The following is a 25,191-nucleotide window of genomic DNA, read 5'->3' as shown; positions in this document are numbered from 1 at the left end:
GCCGCGCGGCATGGCGTGCAAGTCTGGACGCGGCGCGTCTTCAGAAGCTCAGGTGAAAATGCTCGCCGATATCGGGTTCGTCCCCGGTCAGGTTGGCCTTGGCGATCTGGAAAAGAAACCCGAGGCCGCCCGAGGTTGACCAGACATCAGCCTGTGCCAGGCTGAATTTCAGCAGGCGCAGATCGGGATCCTGCTTGCCTTCGTCGAACCACGCCGCCGCGACCCTGCTCCAGATCTCGTCCAGCTTTTCGCGGTCCGCGGAAAGCTCAAGCTGCCCTTCGATCTGCGCCCAAAGCTTGCCCCCCGCATCGCCGATAATGTGCAAGGCCGGCTTCGGCCCCTGCTTCACTTCCGCCACGATATCCGTGCCCTCGGCGGTGATGAACCACAGGGCGTTTTCGTCCGGGTCGGCATAATGCGACATCGGGACCAGTTTCAGCCGGTCGCGCGTGCCCAGCATGCCGGCATTGATGCCGTCCAGGCGCTTCCAGAAAGTCTGCTGTTCATCTGCCATGATGCGTTCCTTTCGCTGGCCAAGCACCGCCACCGCGTTGGCCCAGGGGTCCACGCGTTCGCTGCTTCTGCTGATCGAGATCGGGTTATCGTCTTGAGCAGGTGACCGAGACGCCACCTTGCCCGGCTTGCAGTTGGAACGTCCCGCGCCGGTCATGGTTCCCCGCGCCATGACCGGGGCCATGACCGGGACCGGAACCGGGGCTGGAACCGGGGCTGGAACCATGCACCGGCAGGCGGGTTTTCCCCAAGGCACCACGCACCGCAGAATCCCGGCCCTTTCCGGGCCCTCGATGCGGTCCAGCCTGAAGAGGAGCCAGCATGACAAACAACCTGATCCTGCGCCTTGGCCTTGGTATCGCCGCGGGCTTTTTGCTGAAATCGGCGTTGGACGCACGGCGGATGCAGGCGACGCCTCGCCTTGAAAAGGTCCGCGATTCCGGTCCCGAGGCGATGCGCGAGACACCCTCGGACTGGGACATGGTCGATGAACAGGCCGACCAGTCCTTTCCCGCCAGCGACCCTCCGGCGAATTACTGAGGCATGGGCGAAAGACTGGTCTTCGTCTCGGACAGCCAGCCCGGCATTTCCCGACGCCGCGCGGGAAAGGGCTTCAGCTATCGTGGCCCGACGGGCGAGGCGCTGGACCGGGACGAGCTGGCGCGCATCCGGGCGCTGGCCGTACCTCCGGCCTACCGCGATGTCTGGATCTGCGCGCTGGCGAACGGGCATTTGCAGGCGACCGGTCGCGACGAACGCGGGCGCAAGCAATACCGCTATCACCCGAGGTGGAGCGAAACCCGGTCCAAGACCAAGTTCGACCAGCTTCTGGCCTTCGGACAGGCCTTGCCCGCCCTGCGCCGCCGCCTGCGGCGCGACCTGCGCGCCGAGGTCGGGGACCGCGACTTCAGCCTGGCCGCGCTGGTCCTGCTGCTGGACCGGACCTATCTGCGCATCGGCAATCCCGCCTATACCGCCGCGAACCGCAGCTTTGGCGCCTCGACGCTGTTGACCCGGCATCTCAGCCTCAGCGACGACGGGCTGGTCCAGCTGAAGTTCCGCGCCAAGGGCGGCAAGTTTTGCCGCCATGTGCTGCGCGACAAGCGGCTGAACCGCATCCTGCAGGGCATTGGCGATCTGCCGGGGCGTAATATCTTCACCTATCTCGACGATGAGGGAGAGCCGCGCAGCCTGCATTCGCAGGACGTGAACGAATACCTTGCCGAGATTGCGGGCGAAGGGATGACCGCCAAGACCTTCCGCACCTGGGGTGGGACGCTGGCGGGGTTCGAACTGGCGCTGGACCCCGCGCCGGGTGTCCCCCTGACGGCCCGCACCATGTGCGAGGCCGCAGCGGAACGCCTGTACAACACCCCGACGATCTGCCGGAAATCCTATATCCACCCCAAGGTTCTGGCGCTGGCCGACCGGACCCAGGAACAGCGCCTTGCCCTGTTCGAGAACCTGACCGGCCCCGACATCGCCGACCTGCGGAAAAGCGAGGTCAGGCTGCTGGCATTTTTGGGCGCGTCTTCCTGAGGCCGGGCAAGGCCCTAGGCCAACTGGTCGATCAGCTGGTAATCCGCCGCATAGATCGACCGGATCATCTGCCGCGCGCGCAGGCTGACCGTGACCGGCTGCGCATCCGAGGCGTTGACGCGCCGGGCAAAGGGCCGCGCCGCATCCTTGCCGACCAGCACCGACATCGTTTCATGCAGGCGCTCCAGCGGGATCGCATGGGTATACCTGATCGGGTAAAGGTGTTTCGCCTGAGGCAGGCAATGGGGATCGGCTTGCAGACCCGCAAACTCGACAAAGCGTTCAAAGCTTGTCGGCTCTTCGTTCATGCGCGCGCGGTAACGGCGCAGGATATCCTCGGCCCCGCGGCGATCCAGGATCTTGTTGCGATACAGGCTGACCAGACGCGCGACCGGATCGCGCCAGACGAAGATGGTGGCATCGTATCGCCGGAACAGCGGCGCACGACTGCTGCGCGCCAGATCCGAGACGCGCGCCGTGGATGAGTATCCCAGCGCTGTCTTGAAGCTGGAACAGCCGTTTTTCCGGATATAGGCATATCGGATCCGCATTCCGCCCAGCGTCAGCCGCAGGTGCAGCTTGCCGCCCCATCCCGCGTCGCGGTTGTCGAAACCAGGGATGCGGGGCGTCGGATCGTCCCCCAGGCAAAAATCGGGGGCCGTGGTTTTGGTCGTCATGTTCGTTCGGTCTTTTGCCGGCATTCTGTGCCACCGCCGGCCTGCATAGCAGGGGCGGCGCCACGCCTCCAGACACCGGACCAGCTGCCGTTTTGAATAGGCGGTTTTGTGCGTTCCGATGGCGGGGAGTCGGCGGGGAAAAGCCGCCCCCCCCTTCAGGCGTCGCGCTGGTTCGCCGGGCTGACCCTTTCGCGCCGCCCGGCCCGCCCCGGCCCTGCGCCGACTAGGCCAGCCAGTCCATATAGGCCTGGGTTCCGCCATTGCGTGCCGCTGCCAGCGCCGCCCGCGTGTCGAACCGCGCCGCGCTTTCGGCATCCGTCAGGACTTTCACCAGCGCATCGCGCACCAGCTCTGCCTGGCCCTGCATCAGGTTGCAGGGGTCCAGCTGGAAATAGCCGTGTTCGACCTCGTGCCCGCGCACGATCAGGGGCGGATCGTTGCGACCAAAGGCTTCCGCGAATTGCGCGGCGCTGGCACCGGCCTTGGCGGGATCAACCCAGACCTGCAACCGCTCCAGCGGGTTCGCGGTGGGGTCGGGAATGCGCACCGGGGTGATGCCGGGCAGACCGGAAATGGCGTCCTGCCACAGGTCCAGCGCACGGTTTTCCTCGGCGCGGACGGCCTCGTGATCGCGTTCCAGCCACTGCTCCATGGCGGCGATTGCGCCGGCGATGCTTTCCTTGCCGATCTTCATGCCGCGACCGATGCCGATATTCTGCAGATAGCCCGCGCGGACCAGATCCTTGCGTCCCGCGACGATGCCCGAGGTCGGCCCGCCCAAAAACTTGTGGCCGGAATAGATCACGATGTCCGCGCCCTTCGCCAGCAGGCCACGCAGGTCGTATTCCGAGGCCGCATCGACGATCACCGGCACGCCCCTGGCATGGGCGATCTCGGCAAAGGTCTCCAGCGGGATCATCCCGTAATCGACGACATGGTGCGACACGACATAAAGCGCCGCGGCGCAGGTTTCGTCCAGCGCGGCGGCAAGCTGGTAATCCTTGGCCAGCGTCGACTGACCCACGATGCGCGTGCTGCCCCCCGCCAGCGCGATGGCCTGCGACACGGCCGCGCCATATTCGCACAGATGCCCCATCTGGACGGCGACCGCGCTGCGTGCGCCGGGGGCGGTCGGCAGCGCCTCGGCGCGCGCCGGGTCCATGCCGGTGATCGCGCCCGCCACCGCAAGGGTGATCCCGGCGCTGGCCGAAGCGGTCAGGAACCCGGCCTCGGCCCCGGTCAGGCGAGCGATCACCTCGGACGCGCGGGCCTGCATTTCATGAATGCGGGCAAAGCGGGGCATGGCGGCGGCGGTTGCCGCGGCGACGCGCGGCGTTGCAATCGACCCGCCCAGCGATGTCATCGTCCCCGAGACGTTGACAAGCCGCTTGAAGCCTTCGGAATCGTGCCAAGACCAGTCGATGGGATATTCGGTATTTCTAAGCATGGCTTCGTCTTTCGGTCCTTTGAAGTTCCATAATTGTAGTATCTATGCCAAAACTGCGTATAACTTGGCGGTATGCAACTCATGCAGGGCGACATGGCGATGACGGACGGCACGGAACGGCGATCGCGCACCAGCGGCATCGACCGGGCATTGCAAATCCTGGACATTCTGGCCGAACGGCATACGCCGATGACGGCCTATGAACTGGCCAAGGTGGCGGGTGCGCCGCCCTCGACCATCTACAAGCTGATCGACGAGCTGGAAGAGCGCGCGGCCCTGTCGCGCAGCGGTGATGGCCGGGTGTGGCTGGGACCGCGGCTGATGCGCTATGGCCTGGCCTATCGCGCCCGGATGAGCGCCTTTGGCGAGGCCGAGCGGGCGATGTTCGCGCTGAACGAGAAGGTCGGCGAAATGGTCCAGATCTGCGCCCGCGACGAAGGCATGATGCAGGTCGTGGCGATGGCCGAGGGGACCGGGCCGTTCCGCGTCACCTCGGACGTGGGCACGCGGGTGCCGCTGAACTGGACCGCATCGGGGCGGCTGCTGATCGGCCATCTGCCCGACGATGCCCGGCTGGCGGTGTTCCGCGACTATGCCCGGCCGTCGAATACCGGGCTTGCCGAAACCGATCCCGCAAAGCTGGCCCAGACCTCGCGCGAGGATTTCCTGAACGGGCTTTCCGTCCAGATCGACACATCCGAAGATCAGGTCGCCTGCATCGCCGCGCCCATTCGCGGGCTGGACGGAACCTGCGAGCTGACGCTGTCCGTGGTCATGCCCAAGCATCGCGTGCCCGACAAGTTCGACCATGTGGCGCGCGCGGTGCGCGAGGCCGCGCGGTCCGTCGAAAGGGCGCTGGGACTGAATCACCGCGACTGATCCGGCTGGATCCGGTCATCGATCTCGAAGATCGCCTCGATCTCGACCGAGATGCGGTTGGGCAGGGAGCCGACGCCAAAGGACGACCGCGCATGGATGCCCGCCTCGCCGAAAATGTCGGCCAGCAGGTCCGAGGCGCCGTCGATCACAAAGGGATGGCGCTCGAAATCGGGGTCCGCGTTGACAAGGCCCAGCAGCTTTACCACGCCGCTGACCCGGTCAAGCGACCCCAGCGCGTCGCGCAAAGCGGACAGGATGTTGACGGCGACCAGCCTTGCGTGATCGCGGGCTTCCTCGGCCGTCACCTCGCTTCCGACCTTGCCGCGGATCAGCGTGCCGTCGGCCCGGACCGGACCCTGTCCCGAAACATAGATCATGTTGCCCGCGCGACGGACATTGCGGAAGGATCCGATCGGCGTCGGCGCGGCCTTGGGCAAGGTGATGCCCAATGCGGCGAGGCGGGTTTCGGGCGTGCTTTCCAGCGCGTCAGAGTCCATAAAGTTCCTCGGTTCTCTTGCAGTAGCTTTGATGATTTCGGTCCATGAGATGCGGGCCGGGAACGGCTTTGGCGCAGATCTGGGCGACATGCGGGCAGCGGGTGCGGAACACGCATCCCGAAGGCGGCGCAAGCGGGCTGGGAATGTCCCCTTGCAGCGGCGTGCGGTTGCGGGCGGCGCGCGGGTCCGGCTGCGGGATCGCCGAGTTCAGCGCCCGCGTATAGGGATGGGCCGAGCCCTTGCGCACGCGGTCGGTCGGGCCGATTTCCATCAGCCGGCCCAGATACATCACCGCCACCTGATCGCACAGATAGTTCACCACCGACAGGTCATGGGCGATGAACAGCATTGTCAGGTTGCGGGTCTTGCGCAGGTCCAGCAGCAGGTTCAGCACCTGCGCCTGGATCGACACGTCCAGCGCCGAGACGCTTTCGTCGGCGACGATGAAATCCGGCTCCAGCGCCAGCGCGCGGGCGATGCCGATTCGTTGCCGCTGCCCGCCCGAAAAGGCGTGGGGATATCGGTCCATGTGATCGGCGTTCAGGCCGACCTCCTCCAGCAGCGCGGCGATCCGGTCGCGCCGGTCGCGGGCCGTGCCGTTGCCGAAGGCGCGCAGCCCCTCGGCGATCAGGTCGCCCACCTTCAGGCGCGGGTTCAGGGACGAAACCGGGTCCTGAAAGATGATCTGCATCCGGCGGCGCATGTCGCGCATTCCGCCCGCGCCAAGGCGGGTGATGTCGGTGCCGTCAAAGGTGATCCGGCCCGCCGTCGGTTCGACCAGCCGCAGGATCGTCCGGCCCAGCGTGGTCTTGCCCGAACCGCTTTCCCCCACCAGCCCCGTGATCGAGCCGCGCGGGATGTCGAAGCTGACATCCTCGACCGCGTGGACCGTGCCGGATGGTGTCTGGAACCGCTTGGTCAGGTTGCGGATCTGAAGCAAAGCGTCGGTCATGCCGCCCCCGCGAAATCGAAGATGCAGGCAGAAAGATGGCCTTCCGCCTTCTCCTCCAGCGAAACGGGCCGCTGGCATTCTGGCTGGGCGTGGCTGCATCGGGGCGCAAAGGCGCATCCCGACGGCAGCGCCCCCAGACGCGGGACCGAGCCGGGGATCGGCACCAGCCGTTCATCCGGCCCCAGCCCATCATTGGGGATCGAGGCCAGCAACCCGCGGGTATAGGGGTGGCGCGTATGGTCAAACAGGTCCAGAACGGAGGCCTGCTCGACCACCGCGCCGGCATACATGACCGCGACGTCGTCGGCCATTTCGGCCACCACGCCCATGTCATGGGTGATGAACAGGATCGACATGCCCAGATCCTTTTGCAGCCTGCGCATCAGGTCCAGGATCTGGGCCTGAATGGTCACGTCCAGCGCGGTCGTCGGCTCATCCGCGATCAGCAGGTCGGGGTGGCAGATCATGCCCATCGCGATCATGACCCGCTGCCGCATGCCGCCGGACAATTCGTGCGGATAGGCATCGAAGCGGGCGGCGGCGCCGGGGATCTCGACCATTTCCAGCATCTCGATCACGCGGCGCCGCCGCTGTGCCGCCGGGGCGTCGTCGTGCAGCAGCAGCATCTCGCCGATCTGGTCGCCGATGGTGAACAGCGGGTTCAGCGAGGACATGGGCTCCTGAAAGATCATCGACAGGCCCGGTCCGCGCAGGCGGCGAAAGCCTGCGGCGTCCAGCCGCGCCAGATCGGTGACGCGGCCGTCACGCCCCAGAAAGTCCAGTCGCCCCGACAGGATCCGTCCCGAAGGAGGCAGAAGCCCCATCAGCGCCAGCGACGTGACCGACTTGCCCGATCCGCTTTCGCCGACCAGCGCCAGCGTGCGGCCCCGCGCCAGCGTGAAGCTGACATCGCGCAATGCGGTCACGGGCGCGTTCGGGCTGCCGAAGCCCACCCGCAGCCCCTCGACCGACAGGATCGTGCCGTCAGGCATCTGCGTCTGCATCCGGAACTCCTTTCGCTTGGGATCAGCCCGCAGGCGGCAAACGGCGCGCGGCGGGCCGGGCGTCGTCGCCAAGGACGGTCATGCGCGGTTCGAACACCCGGTCCATCACCAGGTGATTGCCCTGGCTGTCGGCGACATCGATGCTGGCCTTTTCCAGGTCGAAGACCGTGAAGTCGGCGCGACTGCCCGGCGTCAGCCCGTCCGCACCCGACAGACCCAGCACGGACCGGGGAGCGTTGGTCGTGGCCTGGATGCAATCCTCGAAGCTCAGCCCCACGGCCAGCAGCTTCGAGACCGTGGTTGCCATGTCATAGACCGGCGTCTCCATCGAGCGCATGTGCAGGTCAGTCGAGATCGAGAAGGGCCGCAACCCGTCGGCGATCGAGTCGCGGGCCGTCTTGAAGTTGAAGGACGCGCCGCCATGCCCGATATCCATCAGGATGCCGCGTTCGGCCATGTCCTGCGCCATCTTGAACAGCGCGGCGGTGTCGCGGATCGAACCCGCGGCCTTGCCGTTGAAGCAATGGGTGACGATGTCGCCCGGCGTCAGGATCTCGAACACCTCGTCGATCAGGGGCGGCGGCTCGCCGACATGGACCATCAGCGGCAGGTCGACCATCTCGGCGATGCGCTTGGCGATCTTGGCGGGGGTGATGCCCCAGCTGCCCACGATCACACCCGAGGCGCGGACCTTGATGCCGCAGATGACGTCCCGGTTCGCCTCGATCACCGCCAGCGTCCGGTCGATGTCGATGGACCGCCAGTCGATCAGTTCGGGCACGCGGTTGCAGGCCACCAGCCCGATCGAGCCGATGTTCAGGAAGGCCTTGATCGTCTCGCTGGCCGGGTCGATGACATATTCCCTGAGGCCGTGGAAATTCGCCTCGCCCGCCGATCCGGCATCGGCCATGGCGGTGACGCCGGTCGCACGCCCCGCTTCCGCGGCGCGGATGGAGATGTCGGTGCCGCCGTGCCAGACATGGACATGCAGGTCGCACCAGCCGGGCGACAGATACGCCCCCTTCAGGTCCAGCACCTCGACCCCCTCGACCGGGGTCGCGGCAACCTTGCCCGACGCATCGACGAAGATTTCGTCGGGCGCGGCATCGAAGCCCACGGGTTTGAAGTTCGTCAGTCTCAACGGCAATTCAGGTCTCCTTGGCAAGTTTGGGGTCCAGCGCGTCGCGCAGGCCGTCGCCGACAATCTGCAGCGACAGGACGGAAAGCGCGATGGCGAGGCCGGGGAAGAGGATCAGGAAGAAGGCAGAGTCGATATATTGCCGTCCTTCGTTCACCATCGTTCCCCAGGTGGGAATCTTCGGATCGACGCCGACGCCCAGAAAGGACAGCCCGGCCTCGGCCAGCATGGCATAGGCAAAGATGAACGTGGCCTGCACCAGGATCGGGGACATGATGTTGCGCAGCACATGGGTCAGCATGATCGTGACCGTGCGGGTGCCCAGGGCGCGCGCCGCCTCGACATAGGGCAGTTCGCGGATCACCAGGGTCGAGGCGCGCACGATCCGCGCGATGCGGGGCGTATAGACGACGGACAGCGCCAGCATCACATTCGCCATCGAGCCGCCGAAGATCGCCACAAGCGACAGCGCCAGCAGGATGTCGGGGAATGCCATCATCGCGTCGATCAGCCGCGACAGCGGCGTGTCGAGCCTGCGGAAAAAGCCCGCGACCAGTCCGATCACGATCCCCGCGGCCGAGGACAGGATCGCCACGCCCAGCCCGATCCCCAGCGAGGTCCGGCCCGCCACCAAAAGGCGGCCCAGCACGTCCCGCCCAAAGGCATCCGCGCCCAGCAGATGCTGGCTGCTGGGACCGGTCAGGCGATTGCGGACCGACATTCCCCCGATGCTGGTCACGCCAAGCGCCGGCAGCAGGAAGCAGGCCGCGACGATCAGCAGGAAGATCGCCAGCGTCACCGCGACCGAGGGGCGTTGCAGCATCAGCTTGCGAAAGCCCGGCCCGGCGGCGAGCGGGGATGCGGAACCGGCCATCAGTATTTCACCCTCTTGTCGACGACGAGGTAAAGAAGATCGGTCAGCAGGTTCACCAGCACATAGAGCGCCGCGACCACGATCAGCGTGCCCTGGATCACCGGATAATCTCGGCGCAGGACCGCGTTCACGACCAGATTGCCCATGCCAGGCAGGTTGAACACGCGCTCGGTCACGACTGCGCCGGAAACCAGCAGCGCGAAGGTCAGGCCGACCACGGTGATGATCGGGATGCCCGCGTTCTTCAACGCGTGGCGCAGGACGACGCGGCGCTCGCTCATGCCCTTGGCGCGGGCGGTGCGGACGTAATCCTCGCCCAGGATCTCCAGCATCGAGGCGCGGGTGAACCGCAGGATCAGCGCCGAATTGGTGATGCCAAGCGTGATCGCGGGCAGGAACAGATGCCGCATCCTTTCGGCAAATCCCGCATCCGCGCCGCCATAGCCCGAGGCCGGAAACCAGCCCAGGTCGGTGGCAAGATAGCGCTGGAATATCAGCCCGGTCAGAAAGCTGGGGACCGCCGCCGCCAGCATGGCCGAGGTGATCGAACCCTGGTCAAGCACCGAACCCCGGCGATAGGCCGCAAGGATGCCGATGGGCGTGGCGATGACCAGCGCGACCAGCAGCGAAAAGATCGCCAGAAAGACCGTCGGCTCGGCCCGGTCGGCCAGCACCTGCGTGACCGGCTGGTTGAAGAACAGCGACTGGCCCAGATCGCCCCGCAGCGCATTCGCAAGGAAGGTGACGTATTGCACGACGATCGGCTGATCCAGCCCCAGCCTGACGCGCAGGGCCGCGACCTCGGCCGGGGTGGCGTCGGGCCCCAGCATCAAGGCCGCCGGATCGCCCGGTGCCAGCCGCACCAGCACGAAGGCGATGGTCAGCACAAGGAAGATGACGACGATCATGCCGATCAGGCGACGGAACAGATAGCTGCGCATAAATGGCTCGATACGTTGCGAAAAGCGTCGGTGTGGCTGGGTGTGGCCGCGCGGCGGGCCGCGCGACCGTTCGGCACGGCCTATTGCTTCTTCGAGGCGTTCCAGAAGGCGGGCCAGGGCGAGGGCGTGACGCCCGACAGCGCCCGCGACTTGCCTTGCACGGCGCTGAAATTGCCGATCTTGATCATGCCCACATCGTCATAGATCTTGCGCTGAAGCTCGGCATAGATGGCCTTGCGCGCTTCCGGATCGCTTTCATGGGTAAAGCGTTTCAGGATCTCTTCCTTCTCGGGATTGGCCCAGCCTTCGCGTGAGGTCGAGGAAAGCGACGAGGTCAGCGTCGGTTCGGGCAGGAAGGGCGAATGGGTGATATAGATGTCCCACAGGTCCGGATTGTCCCGGTTCTGTGCCAGCGTCGCCCAGTCGACCACGTCCAGCTCGACCTTGAACCCCGCCATTTCCAGCGCCATCCGGGCCACTTCCGCCATCTGGTAATGGAACTCGTATTGGCGCGAGGTCAGGATCCGCAGCGGCTTGCCGTCGTAGCCTGCCGCCTTGAGATATTCGGCGGCCTTTTCCGGGTCGTTCTGGTTGTAAAGCTCGGTCCCTTCCTCGGTATGCCAGGGCCAGCCTTCGGGATAATAGGCGCCGTCGGTCTGGAAGAACTTCTCGTTGCCGAAGGCCGCGAACAGCATGTCGTCATAGGGCAGGGCGGCCTGGACGGCGCGGCGGATGTTCAGGTCCGTCATCAGCCCCTTCTTGTGGTTGACCTGGAAGGTGGGCCAGCCAAAGGCCTGAAGCAGCACCGGCTCCGCCACGTCCGAGGCCTCGATCCGGTCGAAGACCTCGGTGGACAGGCTGTCGGCATAGTCGAACTGGCCGGAAAGCAACCCCTCGACCCGGGTGTTCGGATCGGGCACGGGGATGAAGCGGATCTCGTCGGGGATCTGCTCGCGTTCGCCCGCCGCCGCGCCGGGCTGGGTATAGCCGTCAAAGCGGACCAACTGGGTATATTGGTCGGGCTGATAGGCCTGCAGCTTATAGGGGCCGGTGCCGATCGGCTGCTTGATCTCGGGGGCGATGATTTCCTGCGGATAGATCACCGCGGCCGAGTTCGAAAAGGCAAGCAGCGTGGTCAGGGGGGCATAGGGCTCGCTCAGCTTGATGGTGATCTCGGTCGGGCTGGTCGCCTCGATGCTGCTGATCTGGCCCGCGATCGCCTTGCCGCGGCTGGCCACGTCCTTCCAGCGGTTCAGCGATGCGACCACGTCGGCGCTGTCCATCGACGAGCCGTCATGGAAGGTCACGCCCTGCCGCAGCGGCATCGTATAGGTGGTGCCATCTTCGCTGACCTTGGGCATGTCCGCCGCCAGCAGGGGCACGACCTGCCAATTCTTGTCGAAGGTATAAAGCGTTTCCAGGAAATGCTGGGTCACGATGCTGACCACGTCCTTGGTCGAAACCATCGGATCGAAGGTATCGGCATCCCCGATCAAGGCGACGTCGACCTTGGTCTGGGCGGCGACCGGGCCCGCGGCAACAAGCGCCAGAAGGGCGGCGCTGGCAATGCAGGTGGCGCGAAGATTCATCTGATGCTCCCTGTATTCTGTTATAATGGCATATAGTCCGCAACAGGGAGTAAGCCGGGTGAGTTACATAGGTGTCAATCATCTTCTATAATAACGGAGTATTGGGTGGCGGGGACTGGCCGGCAGGGCCCGACAGGCCCGCGTCAGGGTGCGCCCGTGAACGCCATTGCCACGACAGAAAAGCCCGCTCGCGGCGGGCTTTTCCGGGGCTGTTCCCGATACGTCAGACGTAACGATTGACGATGTTTTCCAGATATTCCTGACGGCCCGAAACCGGGGTCGGGTTGATCGCGTCGGTCGAGACAAGGTCGTGGATCTGGTCCAGAGTCGTCCCCTTGTCCAGAAGACGTTGGCCCAGCGGCCCGGTCCAACCCGCATAGCGCGCGGCCAACGGGGTTTCCAGGGCACCGTCCTCAAGCATCCGGACCGCGGCCTTCAGGCCACGCGCGCAGCAATCCATGCCGCCGATATGGGCGATCAGCAGGTCCTGCGGGTCCAGCGACTGGCGGCGAAGCTTGGCGTCGAAATTGGTGCCGCCGGTGGTGAAGCCGCCGAATTTCAGGATCTGGTAATAGGCCAGCGCCATTTCGGGCACGTTGTTCGGGAACTGGTCGGTGTCCCAGCCCGACTGATAGTCGTTCCGGTTCATGTCGATCGACCCGAAGATGCCCAGCGTCCCGGCCAGCGCAAGCTCATGCTCGAACGAGTGCCCGGCAAGGATGGCGTGGCCCTGTTCGATATTGACCTTGACCTCGTTCTCAAGCCCGTAGCGCCTGAGGAAGCCATAGACCGTGGCGACGTCGTAATCGTATTGGTGCTTGGTCGGTTCCTGCGGCTTCGGCTCGATCAGGATCGCGCCCTTGAAGCCGATCTTGTGCTTGTAGTCGACGACCAGATGCAGCATCCGCGCCAGCTGGTCCAGCTCCTGCCCAAGATTGGTGTTCAGCAGCGTCTCATACCCTTCGCGGCCGCCCCAAAGGACATAGTTCTCGCCGCCCAGACGCATCGTGGCGTCCATGCAGGTCTTGATCGTGGCGGCCGAGAAGGCAAAGACAGCGGGGTCGGGATTGGTCGCGGCGCCCGACATGAAGCGGCGATGCGAAAACAGGTTCGCCGTGCCCCAAAGCAGCTTGCGCCCGGTCTCGGCCTGCTTGCGTTCGAAGACGTCGACGATCTCGGACAGGTTGCGGCTGTTCTCGGCGAAATCCTTGCCCTCGGGGCGGACATCGGCGTCGTGGAAGCAGTAATAGGGTGTGCCGAGCAGGCTGAACATCTCGAAGGCGACATCGGCCTTGAGCTTGGCCTTCTCCATGCCGCCGTCATACCAGGGGCGGTCAAAGGTGCGCCCGCCAAAGGGGTCGCTGCCCTGCCAGTCGAAGCTGTGCCAATAGGCGACGGCAAAGCGCAGGTGATCCTCCATCCGCTTGCCGGCGACGATCTCGTCGGGGTTGTAGTGGCGGAAGGCCAGCGGGTTGGTGCTTTCGGGGCCTTCATAGCGGATCGGTTCGATATCGCCGAAAAATCCGGTGCTCATGGTGGGTGGTCTCCGTTGTCAGGATTCAGTCGCGCAGGGCGGGATAAAGTGCGCGGTAGCGGGCATAGGCGTGGTCAAAGGCATCCCGCAGCGCGGGTTCGGGGGCAAAGATGCGGTCGGTTTCCGGGGGCGTCAGGACGTCCAGCGGATCGGCACCTGTGGCCGCGATCAGCCCCAGCCGCGCCGCGCCGAAGGCCGCGCCGAAATCGCCATCCGCGGGCAGCGCCACGGGCAGGCCCAGGACGGTGGCAAGGACGCCCAGCCAGTAATGCGACCGCGCGCCGCCCCCGACCGCCGTGACTGCGGTCAGTTCCGTTCCTGCGGCGCGCAGCGCCTCAAGATTGTCGCAGATGGCGAAGGCCACGCCTTCAAGCACCGCCTGTGTCAGTGCCGCGCGGTCGGTCGCGTGGTCCAGTCCGACAAAGGCGCCCCGAATGACCGCGTCGTTATGGGGCGTCCTTTCGCCCGACAGATAGGGCAGGAAGGTGACGCCAGGCGCCCGCAGCGTGCTGCCAAGTTCCGCGACCAGCGCCGCCGGGCTTTCGCGGCTGGTGCGCGCGTGCCAGTTCAGCGCGTCCGTCGCGGACAGGATCACCCCCATCTGGTGCCAGGTCTGCGGCAGGGCGTGGCAAAAGGCATGGACCACGCTTTCGGGCCGGGGGCGATAGCGGTCATTTGCGGCGAAAAGAACGCCCGAGGTGCCCAGCGAGACGAAGGCCCGCCCCGCCGCGACCGTGCCCATGCCGCAGGCGGCCGCCGCATTGTCCCCCGCGCCGCCCGCGACGGCCACGGGTCCGGAAAGTCCCCATTCGGACAGAAGCTCGGGGCGCAGATGGCCGGAAACCTCGGTGCCCTCGACCAGCCGGGGCATCTGGTCGCGACTCATCCCCGACGCCTCCAGCAGTTCGTCGGACCAGTCGCGTTTTCCCGTATCAAGCCAGCTTGTCCCGGCGGCGTCCGACATGTCCGAGACATGCTCTCCGGTCAGCCAGAGGCGCAGGTAATCCTTGGGCAGCAGCACCTTGGCGACCCGCGCGAACAGGTCGGGTTCATGGTTGCGCATCCAGACCAGCTTGGGTGCGGTAAAGCCCGGAAAGACGATATTGCCCGAAATCGCGCGGAACCGGGGATCGGCGTCAAGGGCAGCGGCCTCGGCATGGCTGCGGGTATCGTTCCACAGGATGCTGGGGCGCAGGACGCCGTCATCCGCCCCAAGGGCGGTTGCGCCATGCATCTGCCCGGACAGGCCGATGCCCCTGATGGCCGCGAAGGCGACCGGATGCGCGGCGCGCAGGGCCTGCGCGCCTTGTCTGGTCGCGGCGATCCAGTCGGCGGGATCCTGTTCGCTGAACCCGCTCAGCGGGCGGGAAATCTGCAACTCGGCGCTTTGCGAGCCGATGATGCGCTGTGCGTCGTCGATCAGAAGCAGCTTGACGCTGGAGGTGCCGAGATCGATGCCAAGATAGGTCATGTCTTGCCTGAAATGCTGCAGCCGCGCGCCACATCCCGATGCGGCGCGTTGCTGGATTTGGATCAAGGTCCGGGGTCGGATGGGTTCTTTGCGTCAGTCGGCCTTGCGCGCCGCCCAAAGCAGGCCCCGGCGCAGGATTTCGCGCATCTGCGGATGGTCGAATTCCGCCGCCTTGTGGCCAAGCGCCGAATAGAAGACGCGACCCTGCCCATAGCCGTGCTTCCACACCACGGGCATCTGCGTGTCCTTGACCCAGGGCGCGTGCTCGCCCGAGAAGGTGGTGGTCGCCAGCACCTCGATGCGGGGATCGACATGCATGTAATACTGCTCGGAGTGATAATCGAAATCGTCGATCCCATCCAGAAGCGTGTCGCCGTTCCGAAGGATTTCAACGCGATAGTCGATGACATTGCCGGGATGGGCGACGAACTGGCCGCCGACCATGAACTGATAGTCGGTGTTCTTGCGGAAGGTGTCGGCCATGCCGCCGTGGAAGCCTGCCAGACCGGTCCCGGCCTCGACCGCGGCGGTCAGGCGCTTGACGGCATCCGCCTCGACATCGGACATCGTCACCACCGGCACGATCAGGTCGAAGCTGGAGAGGTCGCCTTCGCCAAGGATCGCGGTGCCTTCGCTGCGGGTGACGTCGAAGCCTTCGGCCGCAAGCATGTCTGCTACGATTTCCGAGGTCGGGCCGGGCTCATGCCCGTCCCAGCCGCCAAAGAATACCAAAGCCTTGCGGGTCATTGTGCCATCTCCATGGTCTCTATCTGTCTCTGCGCGGTCCCCATCGGCAGGGGCGCGGGGCGGTCGCAACTGGTGGTCAGGGTTTCGGCCCGACCGGTGCCGGCGGCGCGCAAAAGGGACTCGATCACGTCCAGCGCATGAAGCGCCAGCGCGCCCGAGGCCCGGTGATCGCGGCCGATGGCAATCGCCTCGGCCATGTCGGCAAGGCCGAGGCCGCGATAATTGCCGTCGCCATGGGCATGGCGCATGGGCTGGGCCTGCCAGTCGGCGTCATGCAGCATCACCTGACCGTCGAAATGGTTCGGGTCGGGGATCAGCATCGCGCCATCGGTGCCGTAAAGCTCAAGCGGGGTGTGGCGATGCGCCTTGACGTCGAAGCTGGTGACGATCTGGACCAGCGCGCCCGAGGCGAATTCCATTACGCCGGTGACATGGGTCGGGGTCTCGACCGGGATTTCCTGCCCGGCGCGAGGACCCGTCGCGATGACGCGACGGTCGCGTCCCTTCGCGGCCAGCCCCACGACGCGCGACACCGGTCCCAGCAGGTTGACCATCGCGGTGATGTAATAGGGGCCCATGTCCATCAGCGGGCCAGCGCCTTCCCCGGCATAGTAGAAGTCGGGGTTGGGGTGCCAGCGCTCATGCCCCGCGACCATCATCACCGCCGTCCCTGAGGTGGGCCGCCCGATCCGACCCGTATCCAGCAGGTTGCGCGCGGTCTGATGCGAGCCGCCAAGGAAGGTGTCGGGTGCGGAACCGACCCGCAGCCCCTTGGCCCGTGCCGCCTGAAGCAGCCTGCGCCCGTCGGCGACCGAACCCGCCAGCGGCTTTTCGGCATAAAGATGCTTTCCCGCGTCCAGCGCCATCAGCCCGACTTCGACATGGGCCTTTGGGATGGTCAGGTTCAGGATGATGTCCACATCCTCGCGCTTCAGCAGCTCGTCCACGGTCACGGCGGGGACGCCGTATTCCGCGCCCTTGGCCGCCGCGGCCTCGGGGCGCATGTCGGCGACTGCGCGCAATTCGATCTGGGGAAAGATCGCGCAGTTCTTCATGTAGATGTCGCTGATGACGCCGCAGCCGATGACGCCAATGCCAAGGGGTTTCATGCGCGGGCCTCCATTCGCTGACCGCGTTCGTCGAACAGGTGCAGGTTCGCGGGTTCGGGCGTCAGGAACAGCTTGTCCCCGACCTTCAGCCGCATGTGGCCGGGCAGGCGGACGGTGACGCTGTCGATGCCCTCGGCGCTCATATAGGCGATGGTGTCGGCGCCCAGCGTCTCGACCACCTCGGTGCGGGCCTGCCAGGTGCCGCTGCTGCCGTCGACATGGATATGCTCGGGGCGGATGCCCGCGGTCCGCACGTCCTGACGCCCGATGGTGCGACCCGGCAGCAAGTTCATCTTGGGCGAGCCGATGAAGGCCGCGACGAATTCGGTGGCGGGACGGTCGTAAAGGTCCATCGGTGCGCCGACCTGTTCGATCTTGCCGCCATTCATGACGACGATCTGGTCGGCCAGCGTCATCGCCTCGACCTGATCATGCGTGACATAGATCATGGTCGCGTTCAGCGAGCGGTGCAGCTGCGCCAGTTCGACCCGCATCTGCCCGCGCAGCGCGGCGTCAAGGTTCGAAAGCGGCTCGTCCAGCAGGAAGACCTTGGGGTTCCTGACGATCGAGCGGCCGATGGCGACCCGCTGGCGCTGACCACCCGACAGTTGCGATGGCTTGCGCTGCAGATAGCTTTCCAGCGCAAGGATCTTGGCCGCATGGGCCACGCGCTGCTCGCGTTCGGCCTTCGGCATCTTTTGCAGGCGTAGGCCGAAATCGATGTTCTGCGCCACGGTCATATGCGGGAACAGTGCATAGGACTGGAACACCATCGAGATCTCGCGCTGCGAGGGTTCCTCATCGGTGACGTCGCGCCCGCCGATCAGGACGCGGCCTGCGGTGGGCGTCTCAAGCCCGGCGATCGTGCGCAGCAGCGTGGACTTGCCGCAGCCCGACGGCCCGACCAGAACCGTGAACGATCCGTCCGGAACCAGCAGGTCCAGCTGCGGGATGACCGTCACGCCGCCGAATGTCTTGGTGATGTTGTCGAGTCTGACCTCTGCCATTCTGGCCTCCTGTCAAGCCGGGCGCGGCATGTAGCGGAAATGGGAAAAATCGGCCGGGGTCGCGGTACCGGCGATGTCATGGGCGGCCATGCCGACAAAGGCGCCGGTATGGCTGCCGCAGGCATTGCCCGCCGCCTCGTCCGCCAGCAGCGAGGCGTCAAGCGTGACCGGAACCGGCTGCCATTCGCCACCCGGCAGGGCATAGCGGAAGTTGAGCCTGTCCCGGTCGACCGAGACGCCAAGCCGGATCGCGCCCGTCGCAGGCAGCGGGATCGGCTGGTCCAGCGGATAATCGACCGCGCCGATCGGATAGTCGCCCTTGACCGACATCACGATCAGTTCCCGCGCGCCATCCTCGGTCGCGGTGATGGCGAGGTAGTGGAACAGATAGGCGTTGTAGTAGCACAGCAGACCGGCCATCTGCAGATAGCCCTGCGGCGCGAACTCGACCTCGGTTTCGGCGTCATAGGCCCATTCGGTCTGGCGGTGCATGACGACGGCATGTTCAAAGCGGTTGCCGGGGGATTCACGACCAAAGATGCGCAGCCAGCCGGGGCGGTCTTCCAGCGAGAAGATGCGGGTGGCCTGCGGCGTGCGCAGCCATTGCAGCGGCTGGGGCAGCGGGCCGGGGGCAAAGTCGAATTCCCGTTGCGGTTCGGGCCAGACCTGCACGGGCAGGTCGGGGGCGGGCACCTGCGCGGCGGGGACATTGCCGCCATGGGCCAGGCGCGGAAACTCGCCCGGTTCCCAGATGATCTTCTGGATCGCGGTCTCCCGCCCGCAAACCGAGCGTTTCAGGCCGGGCAGGGGCCGCGAGCACAGGTGCACCATGTAGAATTCGCCGTCCTGCGTCTCGACGATATCGGCATGACCCGAGCGTTGCAGTTCGGCGTCGGGCGCGTCCTTCGAGGTCAGCATGTGCTTTGCCGGGTCGGTCTCATACGGCCCCAGCAGGTTCCGCGACCGCGCGATGGTGACGGCGTGGTTGTACTCGGTCCCGCCCTCGGCGGTCAGCAGCCAGTACCAGCCGTCGCGCTTGTACAGATGCGGCCCCTCGGTCAGCCTCAGGTCGGTGCCGCGATAGATATTGGTGATCGGGCCGACAAGGCGCTGTTCCTCGACCGAATATTCCTGGCACAGGATGCCGCCGAACTTGCCACCCTTTTCCGTATTGCGGTGGTTCCAGACCATGTTCAGCAGGTATTTGCGCCCGTCATCGTCATGGAACAGCGACGGATCGAAGCCCGACCCGTTCAGATAGATCGGGTCCGACCACGGCCCCTCGATATTGTCGGCCGTGACCAGATAGTTGCGGCTGTCCTTGAAGCTGCCGGTGCGGCGCTTGAGGTCCGAGAAGATCAGCCAGAACTTGCCGTCGGCATGGGTCAGGCATGGTGCCCAGACACCGCCCGATTCCTCGGCCCCGCGCATGTCGAGCTGGGATTCGCGGTTCAGCGGACGGGTCAGCAGGCGCCAGTTCTGCAAGTCGCGGGAATGGTGGATCTGCACGCCCGGAAACCATTCGAAGGTCGATGTGGCGATATAGTAATCGTCACCCACGCGAAGGATCGAAGGGTCGGGGTTGAAGCCGCGCAGGATCGGGTTCTGGATGATTGCATTCATGTCGGATCAGCCTTTGACTGCGCCACCGGTCAGCCCGGCGACGATGTATTTCTGTGCGGCGAGGAAGAAGACCACGGCCGGCAGGATGGTGAGGGTGACGAAGGCAAGGGTGCGGTTCCATTCGACCGCAAACTCGCCGCGATATTGCATCATGCCCAAGGGCCAGGTGAACGCCTCGCGCGAGTTCAGCACGACCAGCGGCAGCAGGAAGTTGTTCCAGCTTTGGACGAAGACGAAGACGCCGACCGTCGCCAGAATGGGCGTCGAAAGCGGCAGGGTGAACCGCCAGAAGAAGCGGATATAGCCGCAGCCCTCGACATAGGCGGCCTCGAACAGCTCTTTGGGCAATTCGCTGAAGAAGGTGCGGAACAGCAGGATCGCCAGCGACAGGCCAAAGGCGGTCTGCGGCAGGATCACCGCCCAATAGGTGTCGAGCAGTCCCAGATCGCGCACCTGCACGAAAAGTGGCAGGATCGCGGTCGCAAAGGGAAACATCAGCCCCAGCGACAGATAGGAAAACAGCATCTTCGAGCCGAAGAAGCGCACCTGCGCAAAGACATAGGCCGCAGCCGATCCGACCAGCAACGTCAGCACCACCGTCGCCACCGAGATGACGAGCGAGTTGCCAAGATAGCGCCAGAAGCCCGGATCGCTGAGGATGTCGGCATAGATGTCCGTCCGCCAGACTGCGGGCAGGCTCAGCGCGCTGGTCTGGACCTCGGCATTCGATTTGAACCCGCCCAGCACGGTCGCGGCCAATGGGCCAAGGACGAAGCTGGCGACGATGCAGAGAAAGCCGATGCGGATGATCTCTCGGATCAGGTTGGAACGGGTCATGCCGGCTTCCTCATGAACAGGCGCTGATAGAAGACCGCGACCAGCACGGCGGTGATGAACAGCGTCACCCCGATGGCCGAGCCGTAGCCGATCTTCAGCCGCGCCAGACCGAAGGTATAAAGATAGGTGACGATGGTGTGGCTGGAGTTCGCCGGGCCGCCATTCGTCAGCGGGATAACCACGTCAAAGACCTGCAGCGCGCCGATCACCGAGAAGAAGACCGAGACCACGATCGCGGGCTTGATCATGGGGATCTGGACATGGCGGATGACGCCAAGGCGGCTTGCCCCCTCGATCCGGGCGGCCTCGATCATGTCCTTGGGCACGCCCTGAAGTGCTGCGATATAGATCATCATGTGGAAGCCGAAATATTTCCAGACGATGACGACCAGCACGGCGGTAAATGCCCAGCTGCGATCCGAGGTCAGGAAGTACGGCTCGATCCCCAGCGCCCGGGTGATGTCGGCGACGACGCCGAAATTTCCGTCCATGATGAAGCTCCAGATCAGCCCGGCGGCGATCTCGGCAAGGATATAGGGCAGGAAAAAGACCAGCCGGAAGGCCGTGTTCTCGGGCGTGCGTCGATAGATCAGCAATGCCAGCAGCAGGGCCAGCGGCAACTGCACAAGCAGCGATACGGCGATCACCTTCAGCGAGTTCAGCGCCGATTGCTGGAACACGGAATGGTTTGCCATCCGCTCGAAATTCGCGAAGCCGACGAAATCGGTGGGCGTTCCATAGCCGTTCCAGTCATAGAAGGCATAGATCCCCGAACCCAGCAGCGGATAGATCACGAAAAGGGTGAAAAGCACCAACGCCGGGGGCAGCAGGACCAGGGTCGCGGCAAGGCGCCCGTTGATGGCCTTTCGGCGTGGCTTGTCGATTGCGGAGGAGGTCTCCGCATGCGTGTTCACGGCAGCCATGTGGGGCACCTGCCTTTTATCTGGAAAGGTCGGGTCGGGTCGCGCAACCCGAATGGTGGCGCGACCTTGTTTCAGGAAGCGAAACGGGGACTTAGCGGAAGTCCCAGGCTTCCTGGATGCGTTCGGCCGCGTCTTGCGGCGTCACGTCGCCGGACACCATGTCCGTCGAGATGTCGTTGATCGTGCCACCGACCTGCGCGCCAAGGAACTGGTCAAGGAAGATCTGGTGGCTCGGCGACGCTTCCAGCATCGCGTTGATTTCCTTGGTGAAGGGAACCTCGATCGCCTCGCCCGTACCTTGCAGGACGGGCACGAACAGGGCGCGGCGCGCGCCTTCGCGCTGATGCTCGGCATTGACGAGGAACTTCAGGAAATCCACGGCCTCGGGCGGGGCGCCGGTCGTGACGGCATAGCCGTTGACACCGCCCAGCGTCGCGGCCTGATCGGCCTTGCTGTCCGACAGCGCGGGGAAAGGCAGGATGCGCAGGCTACCATCCAGCAGCTTGCCCTGTTCGACCCCGATCGTCTGGGTATAGGCCCAGTCGCCCATCAGCATGAACGCCGCCTTGTTCTCGGCGAACATGGTGTTGCTTTGTTCCTGCGCGGTGCTCAGCACGCCGGGCTGGAAGGGGTCAAGGTCGATCAGCTGCTTGAAGCGTTCGCCCGCGCCGATGAAGGTCGGCGACTGGAAACCATCGCCGTCGCCGGACATGGCGGCGCGGATCCCTTCGGGGCCGCCTTCGCGCAGGGCGAGATAGCTGTAATAGAAATGCAGCGGCCACTTGTCCTTGCCGCCCGCGACCAGCGGGGTGATCCCGGCCTCTTTCAGCTTGCCGACCGCGCCCAGGAAATCGTCCCAGGTCTTGATCCCGGCCAGATCGACGCCCGCCTTGTCGGTCAGCGACTGGTTGGCGAAGAAGACGACAAGGCGCGCCTCCATCGGCAGGCCATAGACGGCGTTGCCTTCGCTGAAGGCCGAAAGCGACGCAGGGGTGAAGGTCTTCAGGTAGTCCGGTTCAAGCGAGGCAGAGATGTCCTGTACAAGCCCCGCCTTGACCTGATCCGAAAGCGTCAGGCCCGCCCAGCTGTAGATCAGGTCCGGGCGCGCCTCGGATTGCAGCATCGTCGGCAGCTTGGTCTTGTAGGCTTCCGAGGCGAAATACTCGATCTCGACATTCACGTCGGGATGGGCGGCTTCGTATTCTGCGATGACGTCCGTAAAGAACTGCTTCAGGCCGGGACTGTTCGATTCCGGGCGCAGGATCTTGACCGAAGTTTCGGCATGCGCGCCCATCGCGGCAAAAGCGCAAAGCGCCGCCGCCCCCAAAAGAGCCTTCATGATTTCCTCCCTTCAAGCCCGAGGGTGGGCTTGCTTACTTTTGATGAACGTACATCAGTTTTGGGGATTGGCAACCCTCAAATTTGACGCGCCGGTTCAGGGCAGGTTATCGCGCATGAAGATGTCGATGCTGATCTTTTCCTGCGCGTCAAAGGTCGGACGGCCGTCAATCAGGGATTTGAGGATCCTGACCGCGCTGCGCACCTCATGCCCGGCATCCTGATTGATGACCGCATCAAAGGTGCCATCGATCAGCGCGCTTCTGGCCGAGGGGGTCAGTTCGTGGACCACGGCCGAGATACGCTTGCGTCCGGCGCAGGATTTCAGCGCGCGGGCGACGCCGCGATTGCCCGCGCCAAGGCTGTAGATTCCGGTAATGTCGGGATCGGCCTGCAATTGCGCGGACAGCAATCGGGCGACGGTGTCGGCGTCATCGCGACCCTCGACCGGGGGCAGACAGGTCAGGTGCGGATATTCGCGTGCAATGACCGTCTCGAAACCAAGACGGCGCTCGACATGGTCCCGCAGCAGCGACGATCCCATCACGATCGCGATCTTGCCCGGTGCGGAACAGCAGCGCCCCAGAATCCCGGCCGCGGTCCGGCCCGCTACCACATTGTCGATGCCCACGAATTTCGCGCGCCGCGAGGTTGGCGCATCCGAAACCAGCGTCAGCACATGAACGCCACGCGCCACCAGCCGCGAAATCGCGTCGCGCACCTCGGGCGAGTCGGTGGCGACCATGGCAATGCCATCGACCTGATCGGGGTTGAGGGCGTCAAGCGCCTCAGCCAAGGCCTGCCCGTCGAACGGGGGGACAAGGATCGTCTCAAGCTCGACCCGGTCCACGCTGGTGAAGGACGCGGTGCCGGATACGGCGTCGCGCAACATGTGCATGAAGCTGTTCGTGCCTGCCGCCAGAATGAAGGCCAGGCGGTATTGGCGGCGTTTGGACAGGTTCGCCGCCGCCATGTCCCGTTCATAGCCCAGCTTGGCCATGGCGTCTCCGACGCGCTTGGCCGTCGCCTTGCGAACCCCCGGACGGTCGTTCAACACGCGATCGACGGTGGCAAGGCTGACGCCCGCCTCGCGCGCCACATCGTGAACAGTCGGGCGTCGCGTCAGGCCAGCCGACAATCTGGCCTCGTCCGTCACTTGTTTCAACTTGGTTCCTCCGCTCAATTTGATGATCGTACATCAGGATTTTACAGAGGCAAGGCGCAAGCAGAGGAACATCGTTGGGGTCTGGTTGGCTGCCGGGTTGCAACGACAGACCCGCTTGCCGCGGACGGGATGATCCCGACCGGAACCTTGACCAGGGGACGCCCCTGCGACCAAGGTCATCATCGGAGCATGGGTTTCCTGCCGATCCGCTGGCGCGCCGCAAAGGCTTGTTGATCGTGAAAGCCGGAACGCGCAGACAGCGCGGGGCCGTGCCCGTCAGATCAATTCAGCCAGGCGAAGGCCTTTTTGTTGTTGCCGTCGGGACTGAACAACTTGTCATCAAGGCGGCATTTCTCCACCTCTTTGTAGGACACTTTCAGCCCGCTCTGGATCACGTCCTCTGGCCGCACGGCGAAGATCGCGCCGGCCTTCGAAATATGCCGCGGGGGGGCTTTTACGCCCTCGACATAGGCCCAGTTTCTTCTGCTGCCATGGCCGGGGACGTGAATGTACCAGTCTGCGCAATTCATGCCATAGACCTGATTGTGCGAGGCAGACAGCCTTCGCACGACCTCAAGAAATTGCGTGAAATCGTCATAGTCGATCTTGGCCGGGATCTCGTGTCCGGCACCGGCATCGCCGATGGTGCGGCAGAAACTTTGAAGATAGGTCCTCAGCATGCTGAGCTCGGCCCACCATGCCTGATTTGCGCCGGGCGGGCGCAGGCGTTCGGCGCGATCGCCCAGATCATCGCTTCTGTGTTCTGGGGCCATGCCCAGGAAACCACCGAATTTTGGCGCGCCACACAGGTTTCCGATGGCGCCCAGATCGAATTGGCCCGCCTTCTTGATCTCATCGACGATGGAATCGCTGCCCTCATTCCTGCAGCCGTGCAGCGGCAAAAGCGTTCGAAGCAGCTTCGGACCGCTTTCGTTCAGGTTCCTGTTGAAATCCGAAACTTCCGGACCATAAAGCTTTTCGACAATACCTGAATTCGTTTTTCTTTCCTGGGAAACGGCAGATGCCAGCAAGGGGTTCAGGCCGACGCCATAGTCGTTCATGAGAAATTTCATGCGCGCCACATTGGCGATGATATATCCCATCAGATAGTAATATCGCCATGGAAGCACGTGATGGTATGTCCACCCATCATGCGTGGGCGTTGAATCCGCACGCGAGGCGAATTTCACCTTGAATTCAAGCTTGGGCATCGGGGGCTCCTGTCATCCAAGGCCGTGGGAATTGGATGGGGTCTTTCTGGTCGCCGTAAAGTCCCGAACGATCCGGCCGTTCGAATATCACCGGATTTGCGGTCGCAAAAACATGTAAATAGAATGCCACACGGGGCTAATCCGATCAATAATCTTCAGTCCGAAGCGCACTGCTG

Annotated in this window: 24 protein-coding genes; 3 read left to right on the top strand and 21 right to left on the bottom strand. The window is 64.6% G+C overall.

The features are described 5' to 3' along the window. Positions 1-40: 40 nt before the first annotated feature. The gene (locus RM190_RS10810) at positions 41-514 is read right to left on the bottom strand and encodes a pyridoxamine 5'-phosphate oxidase family protein (RefSeq protein WP_311759447.1); all 474 of its coding nucleotides are present in this window, start codon (positions 512-514) and stop codon (positions 41-43) included. Positions 515-834: 320 nt separating this feature from the next. Here RM190_RS10810 and RM190_RS10805 point away from each other — a divergent pair, with 320 nt between their 5' ends. Both RM190_RS10805 and RM190_RS10800 read left to right on the top strand, forming a co-directional pair. Next, a complete protein-coding gene (locus tag RM190_RS10805; RefSeq protein WP_311759446.1) occupies positions 835-1,053 on the top strand; it encodes a hypothetical protein in 219 nt (72 codons plus the stop codon). 3 nt (positions 1,054-1,056) lie between these two features. Further along, on the top strand, positions 1,057-2,052 hold the full coding sequence (locus RM190_RS10800; protein ID WP_311759445.1) for a DNA topoisomerase IB: 996 nt from the start codon (positions 1,057-1,059) through the stop codon (positions 2,050-2,052). 14 nt (positions 2,053-2,066) lie between these two features. Here RM190_RS10800 and RM190_RS10795 read toward each other — a convergent pair whose 3' ends face one another. After that, positions 2,067-2,729, bottom strand: a complete 663-nt coding sequence (locus RM190_RS10795; protein ID WP_311759444.1) for a sulfotransferase family 2 domain-containing protein — start codon at positions 2,727-2,729, stop codon at positions 2,067-2,069. 223 nt (positions 2,730-2,952) lie between these two features. Continuing rightward, on the bottom strand, positions 2,953-4,176 hold the full coding sequence (locus RM190_RS10790) for an aminotransferase class V-fold PLP-dependent enzyme (RefSeq protein WP_311759443.1): 1,224 nt from the start codon (positions 4,174-4,176) through the stop codon (positions 2,953-2,955). A gap of 81 nt (positions 4,177-4,257) precedes the next feature. Between RM190_RS10790 and RM190_RS10785 the strand changes: the two genes are divergently transcribed. Beyond that, positions 4,258-5,055, top strand: a complete 798-nt coding sequence (locus RM190_RS10785) for an IclR family transcriptional regulator (RefSeq protein WP_311759442.1) — start codon at positions 4,258-4,260, stop codon at positions 5,053-5,055. Here RM190_RS10785 and RM190_RS10780 read toward each other — a convergent pair. From RM190_RS10780 to RM190_RS10695, 18 genes are all read right to left on the bottom strand, one after another. Further along, complete coding sequence (locus RM190_RS10780) at positions 5,043-5,552, bottom strand: RidA family protein (protein WP_311759441.1); 510 nt, start codon at positions 5,550-5,552, stop codon at positions 5,043-5,045. The genes RM190_RS10785 and RM190_RS10780 overlap by 13 nt on opposite strands. Beyond that, the gene (locus RM190_RS10775; RefSeq protein WP_311759440.1) at positions 5,542-6,504 is read right to left on the bottom strand and encodes an ABC transporter ATP-binding protein; all 963 of its coding nucleotides are present in this window, start codon (positions 6,502-6,504) and stop codon (positions 5,542-5,544) included. Before RM190_RS10775 ends, RM190_RS10780 begins: the two co-directional genes overlap by 11 nt. After that, entirely contained in the window at positions 6,501-7,508 is a 1,008-nt protein-coding gene (locus RM190_RS10770; protein ID WP_311759439.1) for an ABC transporter ATP-binding protein, read from the bottom strand. The genes RM190_RS10775 and RM190_RS10770 overlap by 4 nt, the downstream gene beginning before the upstream one ends. Before the next feature lie 22 nt (positions 7,509-7,530). Beyond that, positions 7,531-8,655 (bottom strand): amidohydrolase/deacetylase family metallohydrolase, encoded by a 1,125-nt coding sequence (locus RM190_RS10765; RefSeq protein ID WP_311759438.1) that lies wholly within the window; start codon positions 8,653-8,655, stop codon positions 7,531-7,533. Between the two features lies 1 nt (position 8,656). Continuing rightward, positions 8,657-9,520, bottom strand: coding sequence for an ABC transporter permease (locus RM190_RS10760; RefSeq protein WP_311759437.1), 864 nt, complete (start codon positions 9,518-9,520; stop codon positions 8,657-8,659). Further along, positions 9,520-10,461 carry an ABC transporter permease gene (locus RM190_RS10755; protein ID WP_311759436.1) on the bottom strand — a complete coding sequence of 314 codons (942 nt, stop codon included), beginning with the start codon at positions 10,459-10,461 and terminating at the stop codon, positions 9,520-9,522. The genes RM190_RS10760 and RM190_RS10755 overlap by 1 nt, the downstream gene beginning before the upstream one ends. 80 nt (positions 10,462-10,541) lie before the next feature. Next, positions 10,542-12,050 carry an ABC transporter substrate-binding protein gene (locus RM190_RS10750; protein WP_311759435.1) on the bottom strand — a complete coding sequence of 503 codons (1,509 nt, stop codon included), beginning with the start codon at positions 12,048-12,050 and terminating at the stop codon, positions 10,542-10,544. Between the two features lie 223 nt (positions 12,051-12,273). Then, positions 12,274-13,584, bottom strand: coding sequence for a xylose isomerase (xylA, locus tag RM190_RS10745; protein ID WP_311759434.1), 1,311 nt, complete (start codon positions 13,582-13,584; stop codon positions 12,274-12,276). 25 nt (positions 13,585-13,609) lie between these two features. After that, positions 13,610-15,055, bottom strand: a complete 1,446-nt coding sequence (gene xylB, locus RM190_RS10740) for a xylulokinase (RefSeq protein WP_311759433.1) — start codon at positions 15,053-15,055, stop codon at positions 13,610-13,612. 93 nt (positions 15,056-15,148) lie between these two features. Beyond that, entirely contained in the window at positions 15,149-15,802 is a 654-nt protein-coding gene (locus RM190_RS10735) for a ThuA domain-containing protein (RefSeq protein ID WP_311759432.1), read from the bottom strand. Then, entirely contained in the window at positions 15,799-16,911 is a 1,113-nt protein-coding gene (locus RM190_RS10730) for a Gfo/Idh/MocA family protein (RefSeq protein ID WP_311759431.1), read from the bottom strand. Before RM190_RS10730 ends, RM190_RS10735 begins: the two co-directional genes overlap by 4 nt. Further along, entirely contained in the window at positions 16,908-17,918 is a 1,011-nt protein-coding gene (locus RM190_RS10725) for an ABC transporter ATP-binding protein (protein ID WP_311759430.1), read from the bottom strand. The genes RM190_RS10730 and RM190_RS10725 overlap by 4 nt, the downstream gene beginning before the upstream one ends. A gap of 12 nt (positions 17,919-17,930) precedes the next feature. Beyond that, positions 17,931-19,541, bottom strand: coding sequence for a glycoside hydrolase family 43 protein (locus RM190_RS10720; protein ID WP_311759429.1), 1,611 nt, complete (start codon positions 19,539-19,541; stop codon positions 17,931-17,933). Between the two features lie 6 nt (positions 19,542-19,547). Continuing rightward, a complete protein-coding gene (locus RM190_RS10715) occupies positions 19,548-20,378 on the bottom strand; it encodes a carbohydrate ABC transporter permease (RefSeq protein ID WP_311759428.1) in 831 nt (276 codons plus the stop codon). After that, positions 20,375-21,292, bottom strand: coding sequence for a carbohydrate ABC transporter permease (locus RM190_RS10710; protein WP_311759427.1), 918 nt, complete (start codon positions 21,290-21,292; stop codon positions 20,375-20,377). The genes RM190_RS10715 and RM190_RS10710 overlap by 4 nt, the downstream gene beginning before the upstream one ends. 100 nt (positions 21,293-21,392) lie before the next feature. Then, positions 21,393-22,640 carry an ABC transporter substrate-binding protein gene (locus tag RM190_RS10705; protein WP_311759426.1) on the bottom strand — a complete coding sequence of 416 codons (1,248 nt, stop codon included), beginning with the start codon at positions 22,638-22,640 and terminating at the stop codon, positions 21,393-21,395. Positions 22,641-22,736: 96 nt separating this feature from the next. Next, entirely contained in the window at positions 22,737-23,795 is a 1,059-nt protein-coding gene (locus tag RM190_RS10700; protein WP_311759534.1) for a LacI family DNA-binding transcriptional regulator, read from the bottom strand. Between the two features lie 290 nt (positions 23,796-24,085). Continuing rightward, positions 24,086-25,015: a hypothetical protein gene (locus RM190_RS10695; protein WP_311759425.1), complete on the bottom strand. Its 930-nt coding sequence runs from the start codon at positions 25,013-25,015 to the stop codon at positions 24,086-24,088. Between the last annotated feature and the right edge of the window lie 176 nt (positions 25,016-25,191).

This window comes from Paracoccus broussonetiae, from assembly GCF_031854425.1.
GTDB lineage: Bacteria > Pseudomonadota > Alphaproteobacteria > Rhodobacterales > Rhodobacteraceae > Paracoccus > Paracoccus broussonetiae.
The sequence above is the reverse complement of the archived record's forward strand: the minus strand, read 5'-3'. Positions and strand labels throughout refer to the sequence as shown.